Here is a 14,299-nt window from a genome sequence, read left to right on the forward strand (position 1 = left end):
ATCGCCTTCAAGTGTTGCACTGTCCCTGTGGGAGCTGGCTTGCCGGCGATAGGGCCCTCACAGTCGACAGATGGCATATGCTAGGCACATTGCCCGCCTAAAAGGAGCCCCACATGGCCTGGTCCGCCAACCAGTATTCCCTGTTCGAAGACGAACGCACCCGCGCGGTGCGCGACCTGCTCGCCGCCATCCCGCCACGCCCGGTGCGCCATGCCACCGACCTGGGCTGCGGTCCGGGCAACTCCACCGAGGTGCTGCTGCAGCGCTACCCCGATGCCCAGGTGACGGCACTGGACAGCGACCCGGACATGATCGACAAGGCCCGCGAACGCAAGCGGCTGTGCATCCCACGGGTACGCACGGCCATTGCCGACATTGCCGGCTGGTCCGCCCCAGAGCCGCAGGACCTGATCCTGGCCAATGCCTCGCTGCAATGGGTACCTGACCACGCGGTGCTGTACCCGCACCTGGTGCGCCAGTTGAGTGAAGGCGCGAGCCTGGCCGTGCAGACCCCCGACAACCTTGACGAACCGGCCCATCGGCAGTTGCGCGAGATTGCCAGCCAAGGCCCTTGGGCGGCGAAATTCGCCGATTTCCAGTTGCCGCCACGGCACGGTGCGGCGTTCTACTACGACCTGCTCAGCCCGCTATGTGCGCGGGTGGATGTGTGGCGCACCACCTATCACCACCCTTTGGTGGGCGGTGCCGAAGCGGTGGTGGAATGGTTCAAGGGTTCAGCGTTGCGGCCTTACCTGGCCAGGCTTGGCGAGCAGGAGAAGGCCGACTTCCTGCAGATGTACCTGCAGGCCATGCAGCGCGACTACCCGCCGGCCACCGATGGCAAGGTGCTGTTACCGTTCCCGCGGTTGTTCGTGATCGCTACCCGCTAGGCCGGCGCCAGCGCCAGGCCACGTAGCTGTAGATGCCCAGGTTGAGCAGCAGCACGATGCTGCCCAACAGCAATTGAGTGTGCGCTGTCAGCCCGGCGGGGTAGATCAGTGGCCAGATGTAGTGCTCGACAAAGCCGCCCTGGTAGCCTGCGCCCCCGGCTGCGCTGCGCATGCGGTTTTCCCAGGTGGTGAGCGGGCAGCCCAGGTGCAGGCACTCCACCGCCAGGCCCCAGGCCAGGGCCGGCAAGTGGATGAACAGGGCAGGGCGCCACTTGAGCACCAGCAGGCCGCCGAACAGCACCAGCAGGATGAAGGCCAGGTGCAGCAGGACCAAGGTGTCGGCGGCAAAGCGGTAGAGCATGGATGGTATGCCGGGGGGGGAGGTTATCCCAGCATAGCCGGGTTACCTGCACTGGCCTCTTCGCAGCACAAGGCTGTTCCTACAGCTAATCGCATTCCTCTGTAGGAGCAGCCTTGTGCTGCGAAAGGGCCGGTACCGGCTTACAACCCTTCCTCGACCACCTGCAAAAAGGTCGCCACGACACGCCGCGTACGCTGCTCGCTCAGGCACACCAGCGTCTCGGTCAAATGCCGCTGACAATCCACGATCGGCAACGCACACACCCGCGCATCGGCGCCAAACTCCGCCGCTGACACCACGCCCACGCCAATCCCCACCACCACCGCTTCCCGCGCCGCCTCGCGGCCTTCCACCTGGATCGCCGGGCGAATCCGCAAACCCGCGCGTTGCATCTCTTCTTCCAGCGTCTGTCGCGTCACCGAGCCGGGCTCGCGCAGCACCAGTGGCATGTCATCAAGGTCTGCCAGGCTGATCGAGCCACGGCTGGCCCAGGGGTGGTGGTGGGACACAAACGCCACCATCGGGTCGCGGCGCAGCGGCAGGCAATGCAGGCGTTCATCGTCGACATCCCGCCCGAGCAGGGCCAGGTCGGCCTGATAGCTGAACAGCCGCGCAAGCGATTCGTCGGTATTGCCCGTTTCGATCTTCACCTGGATGCCAGGGTAGCGCTGGCAGAAGCGGGCAACCTGCGGCAGCACGTGCACTGGGGCATCCACTGCCAGCACCAGGCTGCCGGTGTGCAGCGCGCGTGAATCGTGCAGCAGCTCCTGCGCCTCGGCCTCGCAGGCGAACAGGCGCTGGCTGATGCCCAGCAGGCGCTCGCCAAGGTCGGTGAGTTGCACCGAACGCTTGTTGCGGTGGAACAGCAATACGCCGAAGCGCTCCTCCAGTTTGCGCACCTGGTCCGACACCGCTGGCTGGGTCAGGAACAGCTTTTGCGCAGCGCGGGTAAAGCTGCCGTGCACGGCCACCGCATGGAAGGCTTTGAGTTGTGCGTGGGAAACCGACATGGCTGACCTCATTAACAAGCTTGGCTTATGTGTGTAATACGATAAATCGATTTTATTTATCTTAGCGCAACTGTTTCCATAGATTTCAGCCCGGTGCCGGCATCACGAATGCCGCCAGGGCCCTGGTGCCCACACGGCGCCACCTGACCCGATGACAGCCTCGTCATCGCTGTGCGTAACACAAGAACAAGACAGGCGTTTCTTCACATTCTGCCGGCACACTTGAGCAAGAGGTCAGACACACATGAATCAATCCCTAGCCGCGTTCAAACGCTGGCGCATCCAGATTTTCGCCATTACCTGGCTGGCCTACGCCGCCTTCTACTTCACCCGCAAAGCCTTCTCGGTCGCCAAGCTGGGCATCGCTGAAGACCCAAGCTTCATGCTCGACAAGGCCGCCATGGCCAACCTCGACGCCATCTACCTGGCCGCCTACGCCGTGGGCCAGTTCACCTGGGGCATGCTCGCCGACCGCTTCGGCCCGCGGGTGGTGGTGCTTGGCGGGTTGCTGATTTCTGCTGTGGCAGCGGTGGTGATGGGCAGCTACGCCACCTTCCCGATCTTTGCCACCTGCATGCTGGTGCAGGGCCTGGCGCAGTCCACCGGCTGGGCCGGTTTGTGCAAGAACATCGGCAGCTTCTTCCCGGCCTCGCAGCGTGGGCGGGTACTGGGCCTGTGGAGTTCCTGCTATGCCTTCGGCGGCCTGGTGGCCTCACCGTTCGCGGGGTGGTGGGCCTATACCCTGGTGGGTACCTGGCACGCAGCGTTCTTCTCCAGTGCCGCCGTGGTGGCTTTGGTGGCCGTGCTGTTCTTCTTCCTGCAGCGCAACAAGCCTGAGGATGTCGGCCTGCCGGCGGTGGAGCCCGAGCCGCAGAGCATGGCCCCGGCCGACAATCTGTGCAGCGTGTGGGCGCCGCTGAGGGAGATCCTGCGCAACCGCACGGTGCTGACTTTGGGGCTTGCGTACTTCCTGTTGAAGCCGGCGCGCTACGCCATCCTGCTGTGGGGGCCGGTGATCGTGTTCGAGCAGATGCCTTCAGTAGGCAAGGTCGGCGCGGCAATCATCCCGACCGCCTTCGAGCTGGCGGGGTTGCTTGGTCCGATCATGATCGGCCTGGCCTCCGACAAACTGTTCGGCGCCCGGCGCATGCCGGCCTGCGTGATCAGCCTGGTGCTGCTGACCATGACCCTGGCGGCGTTCATGGCGGCCATGCACACCGGTAGCGTGATGCTGGTGGTGGCCTTGCTGTTCGTCATGGGCCTGACCCTGTACGGGCCTGACTCAATGATCAGCGGCGCCGCTGCCATCGACTTCGGTACCGCCAAGGCCGGTGCCACTGCCGCCGGCTTCGTCAATGGTTGCGGCTCGGTGGGGGCGGTGCTGGGTGGGCTGCTACCGGGGTACTTCGACGGCGTCACGGTGTTCATCGTGTTCGCTGGCTGCGCGCTGTTCTCGGCGCTGGTGCTGCTGCCGCACGGGAACAGCCGCCCGGCCAGCAGTGTGCAAAGCAACGACGTGGCACCGAATACCAGCATGGCAATCAAGCCACTGCGTACCTGAAAGGAAAGCGAGCGAATGAGACCCTTCTGGCTGCAACAGGCCCTGGATTCCACGCAGGAGGCGGTGTGCCCGCCGCTGCAAGGCGATGCCCGCTGCGATGTGTGCATTGTCGGCGGCGGCTACACCGGCCTGTGGACCGCATTGATGCTCAAGGAGGCGGTGCCGGCACTGGATGTGTTGCTGATCGAAGCCGACATCTGCGGCGCCGGTGCCAGTGGCCGCAATGGTGGCTGCGCGTTGTCCTGGTCGGCCAAGTACTTCACCCTGGAGCGCCTGTTCGGCATGGCCGAGGCGGTGCGCCTGGTACGCGAGTCGGAGCGCAGCATCGGGGACATCGGGGCGTTCTGCGGGGCCAACGGCATCGACTGTGACTACCGCCTGGACGGCACGCTGTACACCGCCACCAACGCTGCCCAGGTCGGCGCCACGGACGGGGTGATCGCTGCGCTGGAGCAGAAGGGCATCAATTCGTTCCGCCGCCTGCCCTTGGAACAGGTGCAGCGTCTGGCGGGTTCGGCGCGGCATCTGGAGGGCTGGTTCTCGCCGGCGGCAGCCACGGTGCAGCCGGGCAAGCTGGTGCGCGGCCTGCGTCGGGTGGCCTTGCAGCGCGGTGTGCGCATTCATGAAGGTACCGCCATGACCGGCCTGGAGCACGGCGCCCCGGTGCAGGTGCGCACCGCTCGTGGAACCGTTCGTGCCGATCGCGTGGTGCTGGGCCTCAATGCCTGGATGGCGCGGGCTTTTCCGCAGTTCGAGCGCAGCGTGGCGATCGTTTCCAGCGACATGGTCATTACCGAACCGTGCCCCGAACTGCTAAGCCAGATCGGTCTGGACAGCGGCATCAGCGTGCTCGACTCGCGTATTTTCGTGCACTACTACCACAACACCTCTGATGGCCGGCTGATGCTCGGCAAGGGCGGCAACACCTTTGCCTATGGCGGGCGCATGCTGCCGGTATTCGACCAGCCGTCGCCGTACCGGCCATTGCTGGGCGAAACCGTTGGCGAGTTTTTCCCGACCTTGGCCGAGGTGCCACTGGCGGCCAGCTGGAACGGGCCGTCGGACCGCTCGGTGACCGGCTTGCCGTTCTTTGGTCGCCTGGACGGGCAGGGCAACGTGTTCTATGGCTTTGGATACTCCGGCAGCGGCGTTGGCCCGTGTCATATGGGGGGGCAGATTCTTTCGTCGCTGGCGCTGGGGCTGGATAACCCGTGGACCCGTTCGCCGCTGGTCAAGGGGCCGCTGGGGCTGTTCCCGCCCGAACCGATCCGCTACCTGGGCTCGCTGATGGTACGCAATGCCATCCGCCGCAAGGAGCGTGCAGAGGACCAAGGTTTGCGACCGCGTCGGCTGGACGTGCGCCTGGCACGGTTTGCGGCGGCGGCGGGCAAAGCCGATAAAGGCTGATGAGATTTCTTGTCGATCCCATCCTTGAGGGCGTATAAAATGCACCCACTTTTGGCCGGTCGCTTCCTGAACCGGCCGCTGAAACAAGAGAGTCGACATGGGCGCACAGTGGAAAGCCAAACATAGAGAAACAGCGGCCAATGCCAAAGGCAAGGTCATGGGCAAGCTGTCCAAGGAAATCCAGATCGCTGCCAAATCGGGCGCCGATCCCGACATGAACCCGCGCCTGCGCCTGGCGATCGTGCAGGCCAAGAAGGCTTCGATGACCCGTGAAACGCTGGAACGGGCGATTCGCAAGGGCGCTGGTCTGGACGGTGATACCGTGCAGTACTCGGCAGTCAGCTACGAAGGTTTCGCGCCGCATCAGGTACCGTTGATCGTCGAGTGCCTGACCGACAACGTCAACCGCACCGTCGCGCAAATCCGCGTGCTGTTCCGCAAGGGCCAGCTGGGCGCCAGCGGCTCGGTGGCCTGGGACTTCAACCACGTCGGCCTGATCGAAGCTACCCCGGAAGGTGACGCCGACCCGGAAATGGCCGCCATCGAAGCCGGCGCCCAGGACTTTGAAGAAGGTGAAGAAGAGGGCTCGACCCTGTTCATCACCGACACCACTGACCTGGATGCCGTGCAAAAGGCGTTGCCGGAGCATGGCTTTACCGTGACCTCGGCGAAGATCGGCTACACCCCGAAGAACCCGGTGAGCGCAGCCAGCCTGAGTGCTGAAGCACTGGCTGAGGTTGAAGCGTTCCTCGAAGCGATCGACGAGAACGATGACGTGCAAAACGTCTACGTCGGTCTGACCGCCTAAGAAAGCCGGGGCCGCGTTGCGGCCCATTCGCGACGCAAGGCCGCTCCCTCAGGGGTTATGCACTCCTCTGTAGGAGCGGCCTTGTGCCGCGAAACGAGGGCAAAGCCCTCGCCTGCGGTCTGGAGCCGAACCCTTGATGAACCCCGCCTTCGCCTCCCTCAGCCTCGCCCACCTGCGCACCCTCGACCACCTGCTGCAGCTGAAAAACCTCAGCCACGCCGCCGAGCGCCTGGGCGTCAGCCAGTCGGCCTTGAGCCGCCAGCTGGCCCACCTGCGCGAAGCTTTCGACGACCCGTTGCTGGTTCGCCAAGGCCGCGGCTACGTACTCAGCGAATACGCTGAAGCGCTGGTCGAACCGCTACGCCAGGTTCTCGAAGAACTGCACGCCCTGCGCCAGCCCGCCGTATTCGACCCAGCCCGCTGTGAGCGCCGTTTCTGCCTGGCCGCTTCGGACTACGTGGCCGAGCACATGCTGCCGCTGCTGGTGGCCGCGCTGGAACATGAAGCCCCAGGCGTATCGCTGGAGTACCGTACCTGGCAGGCCGGCCAGTACGCGTTGCTGGCCAGCGGCGAAATCGACCTGGCAACCACCTTGTTCGACGAGTCGCCTCCCAACCTGCACGGGCGCTTGCTGGGTGAGGACCGTGCGGTGTGCCTGATGCGCCACGACCACCCGCTGGCCGCCCACTCCGCGCTCAGCCAGGCCGATTACCTGGCGCACAAGCATGTGCGCATTTCCGGTGGTGGCGACAAGGACAGTTTCATCGACCGCCACCTGCGCGCCCAGGGCCTGCAGCGGCGGGTCAGCCTGGAAGTGCCGTTTTTTTCCGCCACCGTAAAGGTCATTGCCAACAGCCAGGCCGTGGCCACCGTACCCGAGCACATCGCCCGGCAATTGTGCCGCTTGCATGACCTGGCATGGCGGCCGTTGGGCTTTATCGACCACAGCCAGCGCTATTGGGTGGTGTGGCACCAGCGGCTGCAGGCTTCGGCGGAGCACCGCTGGCTGCGCAACCGGGTGTTCGAGCTGTGGCGTCAGTCGCAGTTCGGCGTGCAGGGTGGGCATGCGGGTTTGCCATAGCAGGTATGCGCGATGCGGGGTTATTCGCCGGGGGATAGGTGCCTAGACTGGGGGCATTGTGTTGTCTGTTCCGGCCTCTTCGCGGGTTTACCCGCGAAGAGGCCAGTACAGGCAGTGGATTACCCACAGGAGAGCCCTCGTGACCCCCGAGCAATTCCGCCAGTACGGCCACCAACTGATCGACCTGATTGCCGACTACCGCCAGACCGTCGGCGAACGCCCGGTCATGGCCCAGGTCGAGCCTGGCTACCTCAAGGCTGCCTTGCCAGGCACCGCTCCCCAGCAAGGTGAGCCCTTCGAAGCCATCCTCGACGACGTCAACCAGCTGGTCATGCCCGGCCTGTCCCATTGGCAGCACCCGGACTTCTACGGCTACTTCCCCTCCAACGGTACGCTGTCCTCGGTACTTGGCGACTTCCTCAGCACCGGCCTGGGCGTGCTGGGCCTGTCGTGGCAGTCCAGCCCGGCCCTGAGCGAGCTGGAAGAAACCACCCTCGACTGGCTGCGCCAGTTGCTCGGCCTGTCGGGCCAATGGAGCGGGGTGATCCAGGACACGGCCTCTACCAGCACCCTGGTGGCACTGATCAGCGCCCGCGAGCGCGCCAGCGACTACGCACTGGTGCGCGGTGGCTTGCAAGCCCAGGCCAAACCCCTGATCGTCTACGTTAGCGCCCACGCCCACAGCTCGGTGGACAAGGCCGCGTTGCTGGCCGGTTTTGGACGCGACAACATCCGCCTGATCCCCACTGACGAACACTACGCCCTGCGTCCGGAGGCGCTGCAGGCAGCCATCGAGCAGGACCTGGCAGCGGGCAACCAGCCATGCGCCGTGGTGGCCACCACCGGCACCACGACCACCACGGCGCTAGACCCGTTGCGCCCGATCGGCGAGATCGCCCAGGCCCATGGCCTGTGGCTGCATGTGGATTCGGCCATGGCCGGTTCGGCGATGATCCTGCCCGAGTGCCGCTGGATGTGGGACGGCATCGAGCTGGCCGATTCGGTAGTGGTCAATGCGCACAAGTGGCTGGGTGTGGCCTTCGACTGCTCGATCTACTACGTGCGAGATCCGCAGCACCTGATCCGGGTAATGAGCACCAACCCCAGCTACCTGCAATCGGCGGTGGATAGCGAGGTAAAGAACCTGCGTGACTGGGGCATCCCGCTGGGCCGTCGGTTCCGCGCGTTGAAGCTGTGGTTCATGTTGCGCAGCGAGGGTGTCGAAGCGTTGCAGGCGCGGCTGCGGCGTGACCTGGACAATGCCCGGTGGTTGGCGGAACAGGTCGGGGCCGCGGCGCAGTGGGAGGTGCTGGCACCGGTGCAATTGCAGACCTTGTGCATTCGCCATCGGCCGGCGGGGGTGGAAGGGGAGGCGCTGGATGCGCATACCAAGGGGTGGGCCGAGCGGCTGAATGCGTCCGGGGATGCGTATGTGACGCCAGCGACGCTGGACGGGCGGTGGATGGTGCGGGTGTCGGTGGGGGCGCTGCCGACTGAGCGGGAGCATGTCGAGAGGCTTTGGGAGAGGTTGCAGGAAGTGGTTGCAGGCTGAGACTGCCGGGGCCGCGTTGCGGCCCGTTCGCGGCACAAGGCCGCTCCTACAGGGCAACGCGCAAGCCTGGGCTCATGCGATCCACCTGTAGGAGCGGCCTTGTGCCGCGAAAGGGCTGCAAAGCAGCCCCCTGCAATCTATCAGTGGCTCACAGCCTGAAAGCTACCTTTACGGCTAGCTTCATACGCTGCCTTTTCCATCGGCTTGGCCTCCGGGTTACCCAGGTCTTCCATCGCCAGGCGGTGGGTTTCCGGGGCGATGTAGGCTGCCAGGGCGCACACGCAGGTGATGAAGAACGCCAGGCTACCTACTACCAGCGGGATGTTGTCCGAGCCAGGTGGTGCAACCAGGGCGAACAGCGCCGGCAGCATGGCGGTCAGCATGGTGCCGATGTTCTGTGCGATGGCCATGGCCGAAACGCGGTAGCGGGTGTGGAACAGCTCTGGGTAGAAGCTTGGGAACACCGCGTTGTAACCCTGGTAGACCATGCCCCACATCACGATCGAGGCGGCGAACGCCATTGGCACGTTCTGGATGCTGATTGCATACAGGTAGACGAATGCCAGCAGGCCAGAGCCCAGGCAACCGGCGATCATGGTCGGTCGACGGCCAATCTTGTCCGACAGGTTGCCGATAAACGGGATCACCAGCACAGCGACGATGTTGCCGACCACCGGGATCCACAGGTACACGCTCTTGTCGAAGCCGATGCCATAGGCCGGCTGCACCGCGTAGGCCGCACCGAAGATGGTGGCTACCACCGGGATCACGTTCATCAGGGCCATGAACATCACCAGCACCATGTGCTTCCAGCTGTGACGGAAGGCTTCGCTGATGGGCGACTTGGCAACCTTGTCCTGCTTCTCTTCCTTCACGAATGCCGGGGTTTCATGCACTTCCTTGCGGATGATGAAGCCTGCGATCAGCACGATGGCGCTCATCAGGAACGGAATGCGCCAGCCCCATTCGGTGAAGGCTTCGCTAGGCATGAAGTAGGCCAGTGGCAGGAACACTGCCGCCGCCAGTACCTGGCCGGCCTGCACGCCTTGCAGGGTGAAACTGGCGTAGTAGCCTCTTCGACCGAACGGCGCGTGCTCCATGATCATGGAGCTGGCCCCGGAGATTTCCCCCGCCACGGCAAAGCCCTGGATCAGGCGCAGTACCACCAGCAAGGCCGGCGCGAGGTAGCCGATGTCGTGGTAGGTGGGCAGCAGGCCTACCGCCATGGTCGACAGGCCCATCAGGAACATGCACAGCAGCAGTACGTTCTTGCGACCGCGGGTGTCACCCCAGTGGCCCAGCACGAAAGCACCGACCGGACGCGCCAGGTAGCCCACGCCGTAGGTGGCCAACGAGGCGATGATGGCCATTTTCGGGTCGGTATTGGGGAAGAAGATCTGCGGGAAAATCAGTGCAGCGGCCTGGGCGTAGATGAAGAAGTCGTAGTACTCGAGTGCCGAGCCTATCCATCCACTGGCGGTCGCTTTTTTGGCTTGCGAGCTGGAGTGAGCCATCGTTGTCTCCGTTGTTATTGTTGTTTGCGCAGGTTCCGCCGTTGGTTCGCCAAGGCAGGAGGCAGTGGTCGGTGTGCCTGCGTCGGTGGTTCATGTTGACCACGGGCCAGCGGTCTAGCAATTCGTTAAAACGGGTTTTGTGCGATAATCGAACGCAAAACTAACCATTCCGTACAAAGAGATTGAAGCGACGACTTTACCTGCGAATAATCGATCGTGCCATAAACTGTGACAGTGGTTTTTTCCTGACTGGCACCGTCATTTTCTAACAACAAGGAACTCCCGCCATGCAGCGTTCGATCGCTACCGTGTCCTTGAGCGGCACCCTGCCGGAAAAGCTCGAAGCCATCGCCGCCGCCGGTTTTGACGGCGTCGAGATCTTTGAAAACGATCTGCTGTATTACGCCGGCAGCCCGCGCCAGGTGCGCCAGATGTGCGCCGACCTAGGGATAGCCATTACCCTGTTCCAGCCGTTCCGCGACTTTGAAGGCTGCCGCCGCGACCGCCTGCAGAAAAACCTCGACCGCGCCGAGCGCAAGTTCGACCTGATGCAAGAGCTGGGCACCGACCTGGTGCTGGTGTGCAGCAACGTTCAGGCCGATGCCCTGGGCGATGAACAGCTGCTGGTCGACGACCTGCGCCTGTTGGGCGAGCATGCCGGCAAACGTGGCCTGCGCATTGGCTATGAAGCCCTGGCCTGGGGCCGCCACGTCAACACCTACCAGCAAGTCTGGAATTTGGTGCGCCAGGCCGACCACCCGGCCCTCGGGGTGATTCTCGACAGCTTCCACACCTTGTCGCTGAAGGGCGACCCAAGCGCGATCCGCGACATCCCCGGCGACAAGATCTTCTTCGTGCAGATGGCTGACGCGCCGATCCTGGCCATGGATGTGCTGGAGTGGAGCCGCCACTTCCGCTGCTTCCCGGGGCAGGGCGAAATGGACATGGCCGGTTTCCTGGCGCCGATTCTTGCCACTGGCTACCGTGGCCCGCTGTCGCTGGAAATCTTCAACGACGGCTTCCGCGCCGCGCCCACCCGGCAGAATGCCGCCGACGGCCTGCGTTCGCTGCTGTATCTCGAAGAACAGACCCGCTTGCGCCTGGAGCAGGAAAACACGCCGATCGAACCTGGCGTACTGTTCACCCCGCCAGCGGCCAGCGCCTATGACGGCGTGGAGTTCCTTGAATTTGCGGTCGACGAAGCCGTCGGCGCGCGCCTGGGCAGCTGGCTGAAGCGCCTGGGCTTTGCCGAAGCCGGCAAGCACCGCAGCAAGGACGTACAACTGCTGCGCCAGGGCGATATCAACATTGTCCTGAACGCCGAACCGTACTCCTTCGGCCACAACTTCTTCGAGGCCCACGGCCCGTCGCTGTGCGCCACCGCACTGCGGGTCAAGGACCCGCAAGCCGCCCTGAAGCGTGCCACCGCCTTCCGTGGCCAGCCGTTCCGCGGCCTGGTCGGCCCCAACGAGTGCGAAGTACCGGCGGTACGCGCACCGGACGGCAGCTTGCTGTACCTGGTGGAGCAGGGCACCGCTGGCCACACGCTGTACGACACCGATTTCAGCCTGGACAAGAGCGCCACTGCCACTGGCGGCCTGCGTCGCATCGACCACATGGCCCTGGCCCTCCCAGCCGAGTCACTGGACAGCTGGGTGCTGTTCTACAAGAGCCTGTTCGATTTCGCTGCCGACGACGAAGTAGTGCTGCCCGACCCTTATGGCCTGGTCAAGAGCCGCGCCCTGCGTAGCCAATGCGGCACCTTGCGCCTGCCGCTGAACATCTCGGAAAACCGCAACACCGCCATTGCCCATGCACTCTCCAGCTACCGCGGTTCGGGGGTGCATCACATTGCCTTCGATTGTGACGACATCTTCCGTGAAGTGGCGCGTGCCAAGCTGGCTGGAGTACCGCTGCTGGAAATTCCGCTGAACTATTACGACGACCTGGCGGCGCGCTTCGATTTCGACGACGAGTTCCTCAGCGAACTGGCGTACTACAACGTGCTGTACGACCGCGACGCCCAGGGCGGCGAGCTGTTCCACGTGTACACCGAACCGTTTGAAGAGCGCTTCTTCTTCGAAATCATCCAGCGCAAGGGGGGCTATACCGGTTACGGCGCGGCCAACGTCGCGGTGCGCCTGGCAGCCATGGCCAAGGCCCGCAGCGGCGCGGCGCGCAAGCCCGTCCTCTGACCCCGACGCGGTCGGTGTAGGAGCGGCCTTGCGCCGCGAATGGGCCGCGAAGCGGCCCCAGTTTCTGTGTCGCGGCATCCATTTCTGGGGCCGCTTCGCGGCCCATTCGCGGCGCAAGGCCGCTCCTACACCGAGGGTGTATGACTCAGGGGCGCTCAGCCACCATCAACAGCGACTGCGGCACCGCACTTTGCGGGTGCTGTGGTTCCTGCAAACTGAGCAGGCGCAACCCGGCCATGTCCAGTGCATTCAGCCAGCTGGCCAACGTACGGAAGTACCACGGCATCGGTTGCCAGTCCCCGGCAAACCCGGCAAAAGACTCCTCCCGCCAGCCATCCTGATACTCCCCGTTGGCAACGCTCCAGGGGTGCAACGTCTGGATCACCAGTGCGCCACCCGGCACCAGCAAACCTTTCATGGCCGCCAGCAACGGGATGATGTCCTGGTGCAACAGCGCAAAGTTGGCACAGACCAGGTCATACCCTGTGCCCACATAAACCTGCGCATCGGCCAACTGCGCATAGCTGGCCAGGTGCACCTCGGCCGAGCCCGCCGCGCGCGCGGCCTCTACCAGCGCCCTGTCACCATCCACGCCCACGGTTTCGATACCGCGGTCATCCAGTGCACGCAGCAACCAGCCCTCACCACAGCCCAGGTCCAGCACTCGCCCAGGCTGGCGGCCGAGGATGGCGAGCAGGATGGCCTGGTCAGTGACCTGGCGACGGCTCTCGATGGCGCCGCTGCGCACGGCGTCGATCCAGGCGTGGGCGTTGTGCTGCCAACTGTCGAGCAAAGTGCTTTCAGGGTCAGGCATGGTGGTGTCCCGGTGGTTGAACTTGTGCTGTGTTGAAACGCTACCTTAATATTGAAAACAATCCTCACTTGCGGGAACAGAATCGCCCCCGAGCGCCGCAGGGGTATCGTTACCCGGTCGCCGTGTGTTTTCGCTTGACCCGGTACATATCCCCATCGGCATGACGCAGCAGCATGTCGGCATCGTTGCCATCCTCAGGGAAGCGCGCCACGCCGATGCTGCAGGACGGCGTGTCGATGCCGGACAACTCCATACCGAGTGGCTCGGCCATGACCGCCAGGATGCGGGCTACCTGCTCGGCAATGGCCACTGGCGAGGGGCAATCGTTCAACAGCACGGTGAACTCGTCACCGCCCATGCGCGCCACCGTGTCGGTTGCGCGTACGCAGCCTTCCAGCCGCCGCGCAAGCGAGCACAGCACCCGGTCACCCACAGCATGCCCGTGCACATCGTTGATTTCCTTGAAGTCATTGATATCCAGAAACAGCAACCCCAGCGTGCCATCGTGCTGCCGCGCTGTGGCAAGGGCACTGTCCAGCCGTTCATTGAACATGGCCCGGTTGGCCAGCCGGGTAAGCGGGTCGTGATGGGCAAGGAAGCGCAGCTCCTCTTCAGCCTGGCGCAGGGCCGTCACATCCCGCGCCACACCGATACGCGCTTGAGCCTCTTCGGACCAGCTGGCTGCCCACAGGATGTGCACGATACCGCCATCCTTGCGCACATAGCGGTTACGGAAATCGTAATGGGGCTGGCCGTTCATCACCCGCACAATCGACGCGCGGGTGGCCGCCAGGTCGTCGGGGTGCATATAGTCGGTGATCGGCGTGCCGATCATTTCGCAGGGCTTGTAACCCAGCAGGGCCTCGCAGGCATCGCTGACGAAGGCGATCTGGTTGTCCCTGTCTACCACGAACACGGTGTCCAGCATCAGGTGGATCAACCTGGGGTACAAGGCTTGAAGGTCTACGGGCATGGGCAGGACGTCCGCGGCAGGGTGACCGATCATAGCGCGAAGAAATGCGTCGCATCTATCGTAGACTTGTGGTCCTGGCACTGATGATCGCGCCCACCTCGGTACTCTGCAGGAGCATGCGTTCAGGTATTCA

12 protein-coding genes are annotated in these 14,299 nt (G+C 64.1%); 7 read left to right on the forward strand and 5 right to left on the reverse strand.

Annotated elements, in window-relative coordinates; genetic code table 11:
- Window positions 1-113: 113 nt before the first annotated feature.
- A complete protein-coding gene (gene tam, locus MRBLPB4O_RS09845; protein ID WP_341798247.1) occupies window positions 114-890 on the forward strand; it encodes a trans-aconitate 2-methyltransferase in 777 nt (258 codons plus the stop codon).
- On the opposite strand, the gene MRBLPB4O_RS09850 is transcribed toward tam, so the two are convergent.
- Together MRBLPB4O_RS09850 and MRBLPB4O_RS09855 are read right to left on the reverse strand one after the other, a co-directional pair.
- Window positions 880-1,251, reverse strand: a complete 372-nt coding sequence (locus MRBLPB4O_RS09850; RefSeq protein WP_341798248.1) for a DUF2784 domain-containing protein — start codon at window positions 1,249-1,251, stop codon at window positions 880-882. The two genes, tam and MRBLPB4O_RS09850, sit on opposite strands and share 11 nt — an antisense overlap.
- A gap of 140 nt (window positions 1,252-1,391) precedes the next feature.
- A complete protein-coding gene (locus MRBLPB4O_RS09855; protein WP_016500405.1) occupies window positions 1,392-2,261 on the reverse strand; it encodes a LysR substrate-binding domain-containing protein in 870 nt (289 codons plus the stop codon).
- Between the two features lie 244 nt (window positions 2,262-2,505).
- Here MRBLPB4O_RS09855 and MRBLPB4O_RS09860 point away from each other — a divergent pair, with 244 nt between their 5' ends.
- From MRBLPB4O_RS09860 to MRBLPB4O_RS09880, 5 genes are all read left to right on the forward strand, one after another.
- Entirely contained in the window at window positions 2,506-3,822 is a 1,317-nt protein-coding gene (locus tag MRBLPB4O_RS09860) for an MFS transporter (protein WP_341798249.1), read from the forward strand.
- Window positions 3,823-3,837: 15 nt separating this feature from the next.
- Window positions 3,838-5,229, forward strand: coding sequence for an FAD-dependent oxidoreductase (locus MRBLPB4O_RS09865; protein WP_341798250.1), 1,392 nt, complete (start codon window positions 3,838-3,840; stop codon window positions 5,227-5,229).
- Between the two features lie 97 nt (window positions 5,230-5,326).
- Window positions 5,327-6,037 carry a YebC/PmpR family DNA-binding transcriptional regulator gene (locus tag MRBLPB4O_RS09870; RefSeq protein ID WP_016500402.1) on the forward strand — a complete coding sequence of 237 codons (711 nt, stop codon included), beginning with the start codon at window positions 5,327-5,329 and terminating at the stop codon, window positions 6,035-6,037.
- Window positions 6,038-6,173: 136 nt separating this feature from the next.
- Entirely contained in the window at window positions 6,174-7,118 is a 945-nt protein-coding gene (locus tag MRBLPB4O_RS09875; RefSeq protein WP_341798251.1) for a LysR family transcriptional regulator, read from the forward strand.
- Window positions 7,119-7,257: 139 nt separating this feature from the next.
- Window positions 7,258-8,670 carry a DOPA decarboxylase gene (locus MRBLPB4O_RS09880; RefSeq protein WP_341798252.1) on the forward strand — a complete coding sequence of 471 codons (1,413 nt, stop codon included), beginning with the start codon at window positions 7,258-7,260 and terminating at the stop codon, window positions 8,668-8,670.
- Window positions 8,671-8,810: 140 nt separating this feature from the next.
- On the opposite strand, the gene MRBLPB4O_RS09885 is transcribed toward MRBLPB4O_RS09880, so the two are convergent.
- Window positions 8,811-10,184 carry an MFS transporter gene (locus tag MRBLPB4O_RS09885; protein WP_341798253.1) on the reverse strand — a complete coding sequence of 458 codons (1,374 nt, stop codon included), beginning with the start codon at window positions 10,182-10,184 and terminating at the stop codon, window positions 8,811-8,813.
- 287 nt (window positions 10,185-10,471) lie between these two features.
- Between MRBLPB4O_RS09885 and quiC the strand changes: the two genes are divergently transcribed.
- Entirely contained in the window at window positions 10,472-12,379 is a 1,908-nt protein-coding gene (quiC, locus tag MRBLPB4O_RS09890) for a 3-dehydroshikimate dehydratase QuiC (protein WP_016500398.1), read from the forward strand.
- Window positions 12,380-12,524: 145 nt separating this feature from the next.
- Here the strand turns inward: quiC and MRBLPB4O_RS09895 are convergent, their stop codons facing one another.
- Window positions 12,525-13,193, reverse strand: coding sequence for a class I SAM-dependent methyltransferase (locus MRBLPB4O_RS09895; RefSeq protein WP_341798254.1), 669 nt, complete (start codon window positions 13,191-13,193; stop codon window positions 12,525-12,527).
- 109 nt (window positions 13,194-13,302) lie between these two features.
- Window positions 13,303-14,166 carry a sensor domain-containing diguanylate cyclase gene (locus MRBLPB4O_RS09900; RefSeq protein WP_341798255.1) on the reverse strand — a complete coding sequence of 288 codons (864 nt, stop codon included), beginning with the start codon at window positions 14,164-14,166 and terminating at the stop codon, window positions 13,303-13,305.
- Window positions 14,167-14,299: the final 133 nt, after the last annotated feature.

Origin of the sequence: Pseudomonas sp. LPB4.O (assembly GCF_038383825.1) — a bacterium.
GTDB lineage: Bacteria > Pseudomonadota > Gammaproteobacteria > Pseudomonadales > Pseudomonadaceae > Aquipseudomonas > Aquipseudomonas putida.

Bases quoted from the DNA above. Each gene is read 5' to 3' on its own strand.
- tam (WP_341798247.1), top strand. From the start codon at position 114: ATGGCCTGGTCCGCCAACCAGTATTCCCTGTTCGAAGACGAACGCACC.
- MRBLPB4O_RS09850 (WP_341798248.1), bottom strand. From the start codon at position 1,251: ATGCTCTACCGCTTTGCCGCCGACACCTTGGTCCTGCTGCACCTGGCC.
- MRBLPB4O_RS09855 (WP_016500405.1), bottom strand. From the start codon at position 2,261: ATGTCGGTTTCCCACGCACAACTCAAAGCCTTCCATGCGGTGGCCGTG.
- MRBLPB4O_RS09860 (WP_341798249.1), top strand. From the start codon at position 2,506: ATGAATCAATCCCTAGCCGCGTTCAAACGCTGGCGCATCCAGATTTTC.
- MRBLPB4O_RS09865 (WP_341798250.1), top strand. From the start codon at position 3,838: ATGAGACCCTTCTGGCTGCAACAGGCCCTGGATTCCACGCAGGAGGCG.
- MRBLPB4O_RS09870 (WP_016500402.1), top strand. From the start codon at position 5,327: ATGGGCGCACAGTGGAAAGCCAAACATAGAGAAACAGCGGCCAATGCC.
- MRBLPB4O_RS09875 (WP_341798251.1), top strand. From the start codon at position 6,174: ATGAACCCCGCCTTCGCCTCCCTCAGCCTCGCCCACCTGCGCACCCTC.
- MRBLPB4O_RS09885 (WP_341798253.1), bottom strand. From the start codon at position 10,184: ATGGCTCACTCCAGCTCGCAAGCCAAAAAAGCGACCGCCAGTGGATGG.
- quiC (WP_016500398.1), top strand. From the start codon at position 10,472: ATGCAGCGTTCGATCGCTACCGTGTCCTTGAGCGGCACCCTGCCGGAA.
- MRBLPB4O_RS09895 (WP_341798254.1), bottom strand. From the start codon at position 13,193: ATGCCTGACCCTGAAAGCACTTTGCTCGACAGTTGGCAGCACAACGCC.
- MRBLPB4O_RS09900 (WP_341798255.1), bottom strand. From the start codon at position 14,166: ATGCCCGTAGACCTTCAAGCCTTGTACCCCAGGTTGATCCACCTGATG.